Origin of the sequence: Klebsiella sp. BIGb0399, from assembly GCF_003752615.1 — a bacterium.
Taxonomy (GTDB): domain Bacteria; phylum Pseudomonadota; class Gammaproteobacteria; order Enterobacterales; family Enterobacteriaceae; genus Klebsiella; species Klebsiella lignicola.
Map to the genome: position 1 here is coordinate 854,619 of NZ_RKHT01000005.1, position 12,520 is coordinate 867,138.

Here is a 12,520-nt window from a genome sequence, read left to right on the forward strand (position 1 = left end):
TATGAAATCTGCAAACGCTACACCGTGGATTAATCATCCGCACTTTCTCAAAATTCTCTACCCGACCATCGTTGCGGTGCTGGTGATCTTGCTCTGGCAGGGGGCGGTCAGCTATTTTCGCATCCCGCAATTTCTGGTGCCTTCCCCGCTGGTGATGGTGGAAAGTCTGTGGACGCATCTTACACCGCTGCTGCTGTCATTACTGTTTACGCTGAAGATCACCCTGATATCGTTTCTCCTGTCGATCGTTATCGGCACCGCTATCGCGTTTATCCTGGTGCAGAACCGTTTTATCGAAACCGCGCTGTTTCCGTACATCGTCTTTTTGCAGGTGACGCCGATTGTTGCTATCGCGCCGTTGATCATTATTTGGGTGAAAGATGCCACCCTCTCGTTGGTGGTGTGCTCAACCCTGATGGCGGTATTCCCGATTATCTCCAATACCACCCAGGGGTTACGCAGTGTATCGCCTGGGCTGCTGAGCTATTTCAGGCTGAATCACGCCAGCCGTTTGCAGATCCTGGTACGACTGCGCATTCCCTCCGCGCTGCCCTATTTCTTTGGCGCCCTGCGTATTTCCAGCGGCCTGTCGCTGATCGGCGCGGTAGTAGCGGAGTTTGTTGCCGGCACCGGTGGAACCAATACCGGTCTGGCCTATCAGATCCTGCAGGCGGGTTACCAGTTGGACATTCCGCTGATGTTTGCCGCTCTGATGTTGATCTCCCTCGCCGGTATTGTGCTGTTTGGGGTGATGTCCTGGGTGTCGCGCCTGGCGCTCAGCGCATGGCATGAAAGCGAAGCCGTGCAATCTCACTAATTTAACAGGTAGAAAAATGATGACTTGTGAGCAACGTCAACATGCGGTCGCGCTGATACAGCAGGCATTGCCGGAGCTGGAGTGGACCTTACACCCGGCGAAGATCAAACGTCTTTCCCGCGATTTTCACTGGTTCAGTCCGGTGCTTAACCAACAGCTGGAAGGAAAACAGGCGGACGCCGTAGTCCGTCCACGCAACGAAGAAGAGCTACGGCAGCTGGTTGCCGCCTGCGTACAGCATCAGTTGCCGATTACCCTGCGCGGCAGCGCCACCGGTAATTATGGCCAACTGGTGCCCCTGGAGGGCGGAATACTGGTCGATATGACCGCGTTGAATCAAATCTGCGAGCTCAACAACGGTACGGTAAGCGCCCAGGCCGGCATTCGCCTGGCGGACATTGAGGCCGCAACCCGTCCGACAGGATGGGAGTTGCGCTGCATGCCATCAACCTTCCGGTTGGCCAGCTTAGGCGGCCTCTACTGCGGCGGTTTTGGCGGTATCGGCTCCATTAACTACGGCCCACTGGCGGCGCCCGGCAACGTGCTCAGCGTCAAAGTCATGACCGTGGAGGCTTCTCCCCGAGTGCTGACCATTCCGGCGCCGCAGGCTCTGCTGCTGCACCACGCCTACGGCAGTAACGGCATCATCCTTGAAGTCGAACTGGCGCTGGCCCCCACGCACCGCTGGATCGAACGCCTTGACGTGTTTGACGACTTCGCCGACGCCCTGAATTATGCCAACGAGTGCCTCCGTTCTCCCGGATTCGTCAAGCGCCAGCTGGCGCTGCTTGCCGCACCGATCCCGGACTATTTTAGCCACCTCAAGGACCATTATCGTGCCGGGCAGCACGCGGCCATCAGCGTTATCGCCGAGGAGAGTGAAGGCTTCTGCCCCGGGCTGGTGCTGAAGCATAAAGGGGAAAATGCCATCCGCCAGAGCGGCGATGAGGCCCGGGAGCGCAATGCCTCATTAATGGAGTACTGCTGGAACCACACCACACTGCATGCGCTGAAAATCGACAATACGCTGACCTATTTACAAACAGCGTTTAATTATCAGAACTTCCCTCAGCAAATTTTGCAGATGGCGCAGCGATTCTCAGGCGAAGTCATCTCGCATATTGAATTCCTGCGTGATAATGATGGCAATATTACCGCCAGCGGCCTGCAACTGGTGCGCTATTCTACCGAAGAGCGGCTAAATGAAATTATGCAGATATTTCGCGATAATGACGTCAAAATTAATAACCCACATGTTTATCAGGTTGAAGATGGCAAACAGGGAGTTATTCGACCCGACGTTGTCGCCGTCAAAAAATATATCGACCCGGACGGTTTGCTTAATCCAGGCAAGCTACGAGGCTGGGCCCAGCGCGACCAGCTAGCCTTAGAAAGTAACCCATTGTCCTTACACGATAAATAAAGCCCGAGCCTTACTGGCCGCCCTACAAAATAAAAACACGAAGGTATCACCTGCCATTTTTATGGCAGGTATTTTTCTTCCCAAAATTGAAGTGATATTTAACAGGGTGATCTCAATGAAAAGCAAAACCATGACTCGTGGACTAACGTTGGCTGCGTTACTCATTTCCCAGGGGATATTCATCCAGGACGGCCACGCCACAATTTCCTTAACCACGGACTGTAAATCCAGCGTCGCCAGTTCACTCACCGAATTCTTTACCTGCGGTAGCGTCAGCGGCAGCCTGCGCACATTATATTATTCAACCCATAACGCCTATTTTGTTTCGGGCCTATCGCAGGACACGGTCAGCTACGGCGGCAGCGTAAAATATGCCACGGCGGAATATTATGGCGTCAGCCTCGGCGTCAGCGGCATTCTGCAGCGTGGGATTTCCCATAACGATGACCATCTGGTTAGCGAACTCGGCCCCAATCAAACCGGCATCGGCGAAGCCTGGCTCAGCTGGCATGACGAGCAGTTCAGGATCACCGCCGGCGACCAGCGGATTAATATTCCTTTTATCGGCGACTATGACTGGCGCATTACGCCAATACTTTTCCGGGCGATTGATGCCAGCTATGGCGATAGCGACAATTTCCTGCATGCCACCAAAATCACCCGCTATAAACCCTGGGGCGACGACCAGTTTCTGGATACCACCGCGTATACCGACATAGAGCAAAGCACCAACGGGATGTGGGGCATCGGTGGCGGGCGGTCCATCGCGTTTGGCGATCGCAAAGTTAACGCCCAGATGTGGTACGAAGACTATGACGACTATACGCGGATCGTCTATGCCGACAGTTTTCTCTCGTGGAATGAATATGCCACTGAGCCAAAAATCGGTCTCCAGTTCATTCGCGGGCTGAGCGAAGGTAAAGCGCTGGCCGGCGAGGTAAACAGCACCAGCTATGGCGCGCAGTTCAGTATGAAACTCGCTCCGTCTCTGGCGTGGACGCTGAATTATAACCACATTTCCGCCAACGGTAATGCTTATGGCAACGGCGCCCTGGTGACGCCGTACGCGCACAATACCTCTTCCGGTCCCTACTTCGCTCAGCCCTTCTTTACCAGCACGCAGGATCTGGGCAGCGGCAACGCCTACTCCACCGCTCTGAACTGGGCCGCCACCGAGCAGGTTTCCCTCGGCAGCCGCTACTCGTTTATGGATTTAACCCCCACGCCAGGCGCTTCCAGCAGCAACCAGTCTGAATATCTGGTCTACGGCACCTACCGTTTCACAGGACTGCTGAACGGGCTGAGTCTGACGGACTTTGCCGGCGTACAGACCAACTCCACCTCGGATAAAAATTTCTGGCAAAACCGTCTCGCGTTACAGTATGACTTTTAAGCCTCTGGCAACCACGCAAGCCGAGGGGACCGATAATGCGCCTGCGGGCGCATCTTTGGTTTTTTTAACACCTCACTCCCCCGCGGTATTCTCGGTCCAGTCAAACGCCAGCTGTTTCGCGGTCCGTTCCGCCAGTGCTCTGTCCGCCAGGCGTTCAACTAAATGCAGGCACATATCAATCCCCGCCGAGATCCCCGCCGAAGAGACAATCTTCCCCTCATCAACCCAACGCAGGCCCTCTTTTACGACTAGCTGCGGGAACATGGCGCGCAGATCGGCGATATCCTCCCAATGGGTGGTGGCCGATTTATCCGTCAACATACCGGCCTTCGCGAGTAAAAACGCGCCCGTGCACACCGAAGCGGTGATCGTCGTGGTTAAGGACTGCTGGCGGATCCAGGCGATGACGGCGTCCTTTTTCAGCTCTGCATTAACAACGCCTCCGGGAATGATCAGGCAGTCAATTGGCGGGTGGTTGTCGATTGTCACTTCCGGGGTTAGCTTCAGGCCGGCGCGTGCATGGATGGTGTCCTGCGTTTCGCCGATCGTAAAGACGTTAAACAGTGCCGGCTCTCCCCGATGCACCCGGGAGGCACAGGTAAAGACCTCATAAGGCCCGGCAAAATCGAGCACTTCAACATTATCGAAAATATATATCCCCACGTTTACTGCCATAAATTCACTCCCTCGGCGGTGCAAAATAAACAGCGAAATCGCTTTTTTAAACCCGATCAACATTACCCTGTTTTATTTTTTCTACCAAAATACAGAAATCGAATGATGCCCAAATGAAACAGTTGTCGTCATATGCTGGCGATAGTTGCATCACATAGTGTGCGGCTTTTCCTGTGCATCTCTTCCGCCCGTGGGCGATCCCTTCCCTCTTCCCGCAAACCGAAAGCGCTCAAGGCCGCAACAGGCAGGCTCCAACGCCGTCGCGATCGTCAAGACAACATTTCGGTAGCTGCTCTGCCTGGGTGCACGCCGTGCTTTGTTTTTGTGAAACTCTTGCACCTTTTTTGACGCTAACGGCTCGTATTGTTCCTTTTTGGTGCTCGGGAATATCCGTCACTTTCTAGGTACTTCAGTCGATAAATAAATATTTCCATATGTTTCATCAAGATAAAAAGATGGCATCAAAATTGCCTTTATCGACGTGGCAGACCGACACAGTAAAAAAAACGTACGGTTAAATGCACACACAACCACATAACAACACGATTTCTCCATACAGGATGCTTTATGAAAAAAATGATGCTCTCCACTCTGGTTGCCGCCGCGTCTCTGTTCGCTGTCGCGCAGCAAGCGCATGCTGGCACCACGTTGGATGCAATTAAGAAAAAAGGGTTTGTTCAGTGCGGTATCAGTGATGGTTTGCCGGGCTTCTCTTATGCCGATGCGAGCGGCAAATTCACCGGTATTGATGTCGATCTGTGCCGGGCGACGGCCGCCGCGGTGTTTGGCGACGCCAGCAAGGTCAAATACACTCCGCTGACGGCCAAAGAGCGCTTCACCGCCCTGCAATCCGGCGAAGTGGACATTCTGTCCCGCAATACCACCTGGACGTCGTCACGTGATGGCGGGATGGGATTCTTGTTCGCCGGGGTCAACTATTATGACGGGATCGGCTTCCTGACCCACCAAAAAGCCGGCCTCAAAAGCGCGAAAGAGCTGGATGGCGCCACCGTCTGTATTCAGGCCGGCACGGATACCGAGCTGAACGTGGCGGATTACTTCAAAGCCAACAAAATGCAATACACCCCGGTGACCTTCGACCGTTCTGACGAATCCGCGAAAGCCCTCGACAGCGGCCGTTGCGATACCCTGGCTTCCGACCAGTCTCAGCTGTATGCACTGCGTATTAAGCTCGGCAAACCGGATGAGTTTATCGTGCTGCCGGAAGTGATTTCGAAAGAACCGCTGGGTCCGGTGGTACGCCGTGGTGATGACGACTGGTTCACCATCGTCAAATGGTCGCTGTACGCCATGCTGAACGCCGAAGAAATGGGGATCACCTCGGCAAACGTCGAGCAGATGGCGGCGAAACCGTCCAACCCGGACATCGCGCACCTGCTGGGCGCGGAAGGTGACTTCGGCAAAGACCTCAAGCTCGACAACAAATGGGCGTTCAACATTATCAAACAGGTCGGTAACTACCAGGAAAGCTTTGACCGCAACGTGGGTAAAGACAGCGCGCTGAAAATCGCACGTGGCCAGAATGCGCTCTGGAACCAGGGCGGCATCCAGTACGCACCGCCGGTACGTTAATTCTGTTTCCAGTCGGGTACCGCACCCTGCGGTACCCAATGCGCTTTTTTGATTGAGGTTTCATCATGTCTCAACGCCCAACCGTAAAAAGGGATTTTTCGTTCGGTAATCCTACGGTTCGCGCCTGGCTTTACCAGATAGCCGCCATTGTGGCCGTCTTTGTTGTCGTGGGGTATCTGATCCATAACACGGTGATCAACCTGGCCAACCGCGGTATTACCTCCGGTTTTGGTTTTCTTGATCGTAGTGCCGGGTTCGGCATCGTCCAGCACCTGATTGATTACTCGGAAGGCGATACCTACGCGCGGGTGTTCCTCGTGGGGTTAACCAACACCCTGCTGGTTTCCGCGATGTGTATTGTTTTCGCCTCGGTACTCGGGTTTTTTATCGGCCTGGCGCGCCTGTCGGATAACTGGCTGCTGCGCAAGCTCTCGACTATCTATATTGAAACCTTCCGTAATATCCCGCCGTTGCTGCAAATATTCTTCTGGTATTTCGCGGTGCTGCGTAATTTACCCGGCCCGCGAGAAGCACTGAGCGCCTTCGACCTGGCCTTTGTCAGCAACCGCGGGCTGTACATCCCCTGGCCTACCTGGGCCCCCGGCAGCTGGCCGTTCGTGATTGCCCTTGGACTGGCGATCGCCGGTAGCATCGGCCTGCGCCATTACAACCGTCAACATCAGTTGAAGACCGGGCAGATGCGCCGGACCTGGCCGCTGGCCGCCGGGATGATCATCGTCTTCCCGCTGGTCGCCCATCTGCTGTTTGGCGCCGCCACCCACTGGGATGTTCCGCAGCTACGCGGCTTCAACTTCCGCGGCGGCTTCGTGATGATCCCGGAGCTGGCGTCGCTGACGCTGGCGCTGTCGATCTACACCTCGTCGTTTATTGCCGAAGTGATCCGCTCAGGCATTCAGTCGGTTCCTCACGGGCAAAGTGAAGCGGCCCGTTCGTTAGGCTTGCCGAACCCCGTGACCATGCGTCAGGTGATCATCCCGCAGGCGATGCGGGTCATCATTCCGCCGCTGACCAGTCAGTACCTCAACATTGTGAAAAACTCCTCACTGGCGGCGGCAATCGGCTACCCGGATATGGTCTCGCTGTTTGCCGGTACGGTACTGAATCAGACCGGTCAGGCGATCGAAACCATTGCCATCACCATGGCGGTGTACCTGATTATCAGTCTGCTGATTTCGCTGCTGATGAACCTCTACAACCGCAAAATCGCGCTGGTTGAGCGTTAAGAGAACGGAATGACTATGTCTGTGACCACACATGAAACACCGCCAGTGCCGACCAACCCGGCAAGTAAAGCCTGGGCCTGGGCACGTAAAAACCTGCTCTCCAGCTGGACCAACGCCCTGCTAACCCTGCTGTGCCTGTGGATTATCTGGAGCGTTATTCCACCCGCGCTGAACTGGCTGGTCTTCCAGGCCAACTGGCTGGGAACCACCCGCGCCGACTGTACCAAAGAAGGCGCCTGCTGGGTGTTTGTCCATGCCCGCTTTGGCCAGTTTATGTATGGCCTGTACCCGCATGAACTGCGCTGGCGCATCAACCTCGCGCTGGTCATTGGTCTGCTGTCCATCATTCCGATGTTCATCAAATCGATGCCGCGCCGGGGCCGCTATATCGCCTGCTGGGCGGTGGCCTATCCGCTGGTGGTCTGGTTCCTGATGTACGGCGGTTTCTTCGGCCTCGAGCGCGTCGAGACCCGCCAGTGGGGCGGCCTGACGCTGACGCTGATTATCGCCTCTGTCGGGATTGCCGGGGCCTTGCCGCTGGGGATTTTGCTGGCGCTGGGGCGACGCTCAACCATGCCGGTGGTGCGCACCCTGTCGGTGATTTTTATCGAGTTCTGGCGAGGCGTGCCGTTGATCACCGTGCTGTTTATGTCATCGGTGATGCTGCCGCTGTTTATGGCCGAAGGAACCACCATCGATAAGCTGGTGCGTGCCCTGGTCGGGGTGATCCTGTTCCAGTCGGCCTATGTTGCCGAAGTGGTGCGCGGCGGTCTGCAGGCGCTCCCGAAAGGACAATATGAGGCGGCGGAATCGCTGGCGCTGGGCTACTGGAAAAACCAGATGCTGGTCATCCTCCCCCAGGCGCTGAAGCTCACCATCCCCGGGCTGGTCAACACCATTATTGCGCTGTTCAAAGATACCAGCCTGGTGATCATCATCGGCCTGTTCGATCTGTTCAGTAGCGTACAGCAGGCCACGGTTGACCCCACCTGGCTGGGGATGTCGACAGAGGGCTATGTTTTTGCCGCCATGGTCTACTGGATTTTCTGTTTTAGCATGTCGCGCTATAGCCAGTATCTGGAAAAGCGCTTTCACACCGGGCGTAAATCGCACTGAGGTTTTACATGACACACACAATGACTAATTCTGCTGACGCAATGATGATTTCGCTCGAAAATGTGAATAAATGGTACGGCCAGTTTCACGTATTAAAAGATATCAACCTGCAGGTGAAACCGCGCGAGCGCATTGTACTTTGCGGGCCTTCAGGCTCGGGTAAATCGACCACCATCCGCTGCATCAACCACCTGGAAGAACACCAGCAAGGGCGTATCGTCGTTGATGGTATTCATCTCAACGATGATGTCCGCAACATCGAGCGCGTTCGTACCGAAGTCGGCATGGTATTCCAGCACTTTAACCTTTTCCCCCACCTGACCGTATTGCAGAACTGCACCCTGGCGCCGACCTGGGTGCGCAAGATGCCGACCAAAGAAGCAGAAGCCCTGGCCATGCACTATCTGCAGCGCGTCCGTATTGCCGAACATGCGCATAAGTTCCCAGGGCAGCTCTCCGGGGGCCAGCAGCAGCGCGTGGCGATTGCCCGCTCTCTCTGCATGAAGCCCAAAATCATGTTGTTTGATGAGCCAACCTCCGCGCTGGATCCGGAGATGGTCAAAGAGGTGCTCGATACCATGATTGGCCTGGCGGAAGATGGCATGACCATGCTATGCGTCACTCATGAAATGGGCTTTGCCCGCACGGTGGCGGATCGGGTGATCTTTATGGACCGCGGTGAAATTGTCGAACAGGCGCCGCCGCAGGAGTTCTTCTCCAACCCGAAATCAGAACGTACCCGGGCGTTCCTGTCGCAGGTAATACACTAAACCAGCTTGCAACTCGCCCCTCTGTATTAAGGGGCGCAGTTTTATTCAGCCAGCAGACTCCTGACGCTGGACATCTACCGCCACTTCCAGCGCCAGCGTTGCCCCGCCATCGAAAATCACCCCCTGGAGCGGCGTGACATCGGCATAATCCCGGCCCCACGCGGTTACAATATGTTGCCCCTGCGGCATGAGATCGTTTGTCGGATCGAACTCCAGCCAGCCGCTGTCAGGGATAAAAATGGCGAACCAGGCATGTGACGCATCGGTCCCGACCAGTTTTTCCTGCCCCTCTGGCGGCAGGGTTTCAATATAGCCGCTGATATAACGCGCGGGTAAGCCGACGGAACGCAGGCAGGCGATCGCCAGATGGGCAAAATCCTGGCAGACGCCGCGCCTCTCCTCTAAGACCTGTTCGGGCGGCGTGGTAACGCTGGTCGCCACCGGGTCGAAAGTAAACCCGGTAAAAATGCGATGAGTCAACGCCATTGCCGCCTGCAGCACCGGGGCATCGTCGTGGAACAGATCCGCCGCATAGCTGGCCAGCCGTTCTGAACGACGGATTAACCCGGAATCCAGCACATACTCTTTCGCCATGCGCAGGTCCGCCGTTGGGCAGGCATGCAGCAGGTATCGATATTCGCCGCAGGTCAGCGCGTGGCTCTGCAGCAGATCCGCGTGGTGGATTTCGTCAATCTCAAACTCACTTTCCATCTCAATGGTCAGCGTGTCGTGCGGCACCTGAATCGAGAAATAAAAGGTCTGGTTGCCGAAATAATCACACCCCTCGTTCTGATAAACCGGCATCGGCGTGACGGTGATCCGACGCTGTAAACAGCGCTGGCTGGCGGTGTTGCGCGGCAACAGGTGCGTCATGTTGTAGCATAACGTCACCGGCGAATTGTACTGGTACCTGGTAAGGTGTCGTACCCGATATTTCATAGATCAGTCTTCCACTGCGCGTTAATCAGTTGCTGCGGCCCGTCGGCGTGATCGAAATACTTGTCGCTCAACAAGGTGGTGAATTGCTCCAGCTGACTGATTATCTGGGTCATCAGGGCATCCAGCTGCAAACGCTCACCGCTGGTTTCATCGACCTGTGCCAGCACTTCCACTTCAGCCAGCTGAATATCCGTCAGGGATTTAATGATCGGCCGCAGATCTGACGTCAGGCTGGAGGTCTGGGCCTCCTGGCGCGGCAGATCGAGGAGATATTTGCGCAGACGATCGACCTGATAAATCAACGAACGCGGGTTCGTCCCGTCCAGCATGAGTAAGTCCAGACCAGAAATGATATTCATCTGCCCCCGGTAGCGACGGCGGAAAGAAATCAGCGCCTCAACGCTCATCAGCACCGACTCCAGAATTTGCTGTTGCTGTAGACCCGGCACCGCGGGGGTCAGCGTGTGCTTCAGCAGAATGGCGGTCAGGCGCGCCCGCTCGGCACGCCGGCCAATCTCCTGGAACCGCCAGTCCATCCCGCGCAGCATGCTTTCATGATTCAGCCCGGATAACGCCAGCAATGAGGTCACCAGATTATCCAGCGACTCTTCCGGCAGCTCCGGCAGCCCGTCCTGATAGGCAACCTCTACGGTGCGAATATAATCGCGTAATTCATTGATAATGATCCGCGTATCGGCCGAGAGCATCTCTTTGACCTGCTCGCCGCAGGCCAGCATATTGAGGATATTAAACTTGATGGAGCCGGTGCGTTGACCATCGCAAACCAGCGACGCGAGTTCATGATTGAGGTCGTCGGGGGCGTCGCTTTCTGGCACCGTTCCGGTCAGCGCAGATAACGCCGCCAGCAGAATGTCGCGGCTTTCAGGCATAAAATACTCCACGCCGTTGAGCTGCTTGAACAGAATACGGATCAGGCGCAGGCTCATCTCCGCGCGCTCCGCATAGCGGCCAAACCAGAACAGGTTTTCGATCACCCGGCTCGGCAGATTCCCCTCATCGCGAGGCAGAGAGTCCGCCAGCGTCGGCTGCACGGTATCCACGCTTTCCCCGAGTATCCACGTATCTTTACTGCGCGCGCCGGACAGATCGCTGACGATAAACGCCCCAGCTGACTCGGCGACTCGCGACAGGGTTCCGGGCATCACGCAGTACCCTTCCTCGGTGGCGACGGTGAACCCGCGGAAAATCGTCGGGCGATACTCAATGCGCTGATTATCCCAGACCGGAACCTGCGATCCCGGAACATAGGCCTGAGCCACGTAATCGTGCGGACGGGCAGAGATCTGCTGAATAATCTGCTGGCGGCTATCCGCATCTAGGCAATGGCCGTAGATACTTTTGCTGTCAAAACTGCGGTAAGCCGGTTTGATGATCAGCTGCTCAAGGTGGCTAATTACAAAATCGCGGTCTTCCGCCCGTCCGCACCACCAGGTTTGCACCGTGGGGATCGATAGCGGTTCACCAAGCAGATACTGGCTGATGTCCGCGAGGAATGCCAGCAGGGCCGGCGCTTCAAGCACCCCCGAGCCCAGCGGGTTTGCCAGCACCACGTTACCGTTGCGCACCACTTCCAGCAGCCCCGGCACCCCCAGTCGCGAATCGGCGCGCAGTTCCGTCTGGTCGCAGTAAGCATCATCCATCCGCCGCAAAATCACATCGACTTCCGACAGGCCATTCAGGGACTTCAGCCAGACCCTGCCGTTACGCACCGTCAGGTCGCCGCCCTGCACCAGCTGGAAACCGAGATAGTTCGCCAGATAGGCATGTTCAAAATAGGTGCTGCTGTAGGCGCCGGGCGTCAGAACCACAATGCGCGGGGTATCGGTTTTATGGCTGGCGAGGCTCGCCAGGGTATGGCGTAGCGCATGAAAGAACCCGGACAGCCGCCGCACATGGCTGGTGCGAAACAGCGAGGGCAGCACGCGGGAAACGGCGATACGGTTTTCCAGAACGTAGCCGGTGCCGCTCGGCGCCTGGGTGCGATCGCCAATGGCCACAAACTGACCATCGCCACCGCGCACTACATCGACCGCGTGGAAAATCAAATTGTGCGCCCCCGGCAGGCGGATGCCGTGGCACTGGCGCAGAAAGCCAGGGTGAGAAAAGATAATTTCCGACGGGATAATCCCGTCTTTCAGTAACCGCTGTTCGCCATAGAGATCTTTCAGCATCAGATCGAACAGCCGTGAACGCTGTGCCAGCCCGCGTTCCACGCTGGACCACTCCTCTTCCGCCAGCAGCGTCGGGATGATATCCAGCGCCCAGACGTTGGGCGACAGCGGATCGCCATTGAGGTTATAGGTCGCGCCATCATCGCGCAAAATACGCTGGGCCTGGCGAAGACGGTTTTCCATCCCCTCCACGCCCATCTCGCTGACGCTGTTAATCACTTCCGCCCAGTGCGGGCGGAGGGTGTTCGTCAGATCGCAGGCTTCGTTATAGATGGCTGTCGGCACATTCCCGACAGAGAAAGAGGCCGGCTCACAGGCCGGCGCGCTTGATTCAGAAAAAGAAGCTGTCATGTATGCT

Annotated in this window: 10 protein-coding genes; 7 read left to right on the top strand and 3 right to left on the bottom strand. The window is 56.2% G+C overall.

Going from position 1 to position 12,520, the window contains the following annotated elements; translation table 11 throughout:
• Position 1: 1 nt before the first annotated feature.
• The 3 genes from EDF82_RS04345 to EDF82_RS04355 all read left to right on the top strand — a co-directional run bounded on the left by EDF82_RS04345 (position 2) and on the right by EDF82_RS04355 (position 3,633).
• Positions 2 to 817: an ABC transporter permease gene (locus tag EDF82_RS04345; RefSeq protein WP_123754366.1), complete on the top strand. Its 816-nt coding sequence runs from the start codon at positions 2 to 4 to the stop codon at positions 815 to 817.
• Positions 818 to 833: 16 nt separating this feature from the next.
• Positions 834 to 2,240 (top strand): FAD-binding oxidoreductase, encoded by a 1,407-nt coding sequence (locus tag EDF82_RS04350; protein ID WP_199733664.1) that lies wholly within the window; start codon positions 834 to 836, stop codon positions 2,238 to 2,240.
• A 115-nt stretch (positions 2,241 to 2,355) separates the two neighbouring features.
• On the top strand, positions 2,356 to 3,633 hold the full coding sequence (locus EDF82_RS04355; protein WP_123754367.1) for a TonB-dependent receptor: 1,278 nt from the start codon (positions 2,356 to 2,358) through the stop codon (positions 3,631 to 3,633).
• A gap of 72 nt (positions 3,634 to 3,705) precedes the next feature.
• On the opposite strand, the gene EDF82_RS04360 is transcribed toward EDF82_RS04355, so the two are convergent.
• Positions 3,706 to 4,308: a DJ-1/PfpI family protein gene (locus EDF82_RS04360; RefSeq protein WP_123755479.1), complete on the bottom strand. Its 603-nt coding sequence runs from the start codon at positions 4,306 to 4,308 to the stop codon at positions 3,706 to 3,708.
• 567 nt (positions 4,309 to 4,875) lie between these two features.
• On the opposite strand from EDF82_RS04360, the gene EDF82_RS04365 reads away from it, so the two are divergent.
• From EDF82_RS04365 to EDF82_RS04380, 4 genes are all read left to right on the top strand, one after another.
• Positions 4,876 to 5,901, top strand: coding sequence for an amino acid ABC transporter substrate-binding protein (locus EDF82_RS04365; RefSeq protein WP_123754368.1), 1,026 nt, complete (start codon positions 4,876 to 4,878; stop codon positions 5,899 to 5,901).
• Positions 5,902 to 5,966: 65 nt separating this feature from the next.
• Positions 5,967 to 7,145: an amino acid ABC transporter permease gene (locus tag EDF82_RS04370; protein WP_123754369.1), complete on the top strand. Its 1,179-nt coding sequence runs from the start codon at positions 5,967 to 5,969 to the stop codon at positions 7,143 to 7,145.
• Between the two features lie 15 nt (positions 7,146 to 7,160).
• Positions 7,161 to 8,261 (top strand): amino acid ABC transporter permease, encoded by a 1,101-nt coding sequence (locus EDF82_RS04375; protein WP_370453875.1) that lies wholly within the window; start codon positions 7,161 to 7,163, stop codon positions 8,259 to 8,261.
• Positions 8,262 to 8,269: 8 nt separating this feature from the next.
• On the top strand, positions 8,270 to 9,031 hold the full coding sequence (locus EDF82_RS04380) for an amino acid ABC transporter ATP-binding protein (protein ID WP_123754371.1): 762 nt from the start codon (positions 8,270 to 8,272) through the stop codon (positions 9,029 to 9,031).
• Positions 9,032 to 9,076: 45 nt separating this feature from the next.
• Here the strand turns inward: EDF82_RS04380 and EDF82_RS04385 are convergent, their stop codons facing one another.
• Both EDF82_RS04385 and EDF82_RS04390 read right to left on the bottom strand, forming a co-directional pair.
• On the bottom strand, positions 9,077 to 9,970 hold the full coding sequence (locus EDF82_RS04385; RefSeq protein WP_123754372.1) for a transglutaminase family protein: 894 nt from the start codon (positions 9,968 to 9,970) through the stop codon (positions 9,077 to 9,079).
• Entirely contained in the window at positions 9,967 to 12,513 is a 2,547-nt protein-coding gene (locus EDF82_RS04390) for a circularly permuted type 2 ATP-grasp protein (RefSeq protein WP_123754373.1), read from the bottom strand. Before EDF82_RS04390 ends, EDF82_RS04385 begins: the two co-directional genes overlap by 4 nt.
• Positions 12,514 to 12,520: the final 7 nt, after the last annotated feature.

What these genes read in the sequence shown, in the direction of transcription:
- EDF82_RS04370 (WP_123754369.1), top strand. Translation starts at nt 5,967, where the DNA reads ATGTCTCAACGCCCAACCGTAAAAAGGGATTTTTCGTTCGGTAATCCT.
- EDF82_RS04345 (WP_123754366.1), top strand. Translation starts at nt 2, where the DNA reads ATGAAATCTGCAAACGCTACACCGTGGATTAATCATCCGCACTTTCTC.
- EDF82_RS04355 (WP_123754367.1), top strand. Translation starts at nt 2,356, where the DNA reads ATGAAAAGCAAAACCATGACTCGTGGACTAACGTTGGCTGCGTTACTC.
- EDF82_RS04385 (WP_123754372.1), bottom strand. Translation starts at nt 9,970, where the DNA reads ATGAAATATCGGGTACGACACCTTACCAGGTACCAGTACAATTCGCCG.
- EDF82_RS04360 (WP_123755479.1), bottom strand. Translation starts at nt 4,308, where the DNA reads ATGGCAGTAAACGTGGGGATATATATTTTCGATAATGTTGAAGTGCTC.
- EDF82_RS04365 (WP_123754368.1), top strand. Translation starts at nt 4,876, where the DNA reads ATGAAAAAAATGATGCTCTCCACTCTGGTTGCCGCCGCGTCTCTGTTC.
- EDF82_RS04390 (WP_123754373.1), bottom strand. Translation starts at nt 12,513, where the DNA reads ATGACAGCTTCTTTTTCTGAATCAAGCGCGCCGGCCTGTGAGCCGGCC.
- EDF82_RS04380 (WP_123754371.1), top strand. Translation starts at nt 8,270, where the DNA reads ATGACACACACAATGACTAATTCTGCTGACGCAATGATGATTTCGCTC.
- EDF82_RS04350 (WP_199733664.1), top strand. Translation starts at nt 834, where the DNA reads ATGATGACTTGTGAGCAACGTCAACATGCGGTCGCGCTGATACAGCAG.
- EDF82_RS04375 (WP_370453875.1), top strand. Translation starts at nt 7,161, where the DNA reads ATGTCTGTGACCACACATGAAACACCGCCAGTGCCGACCAACCCGGCA.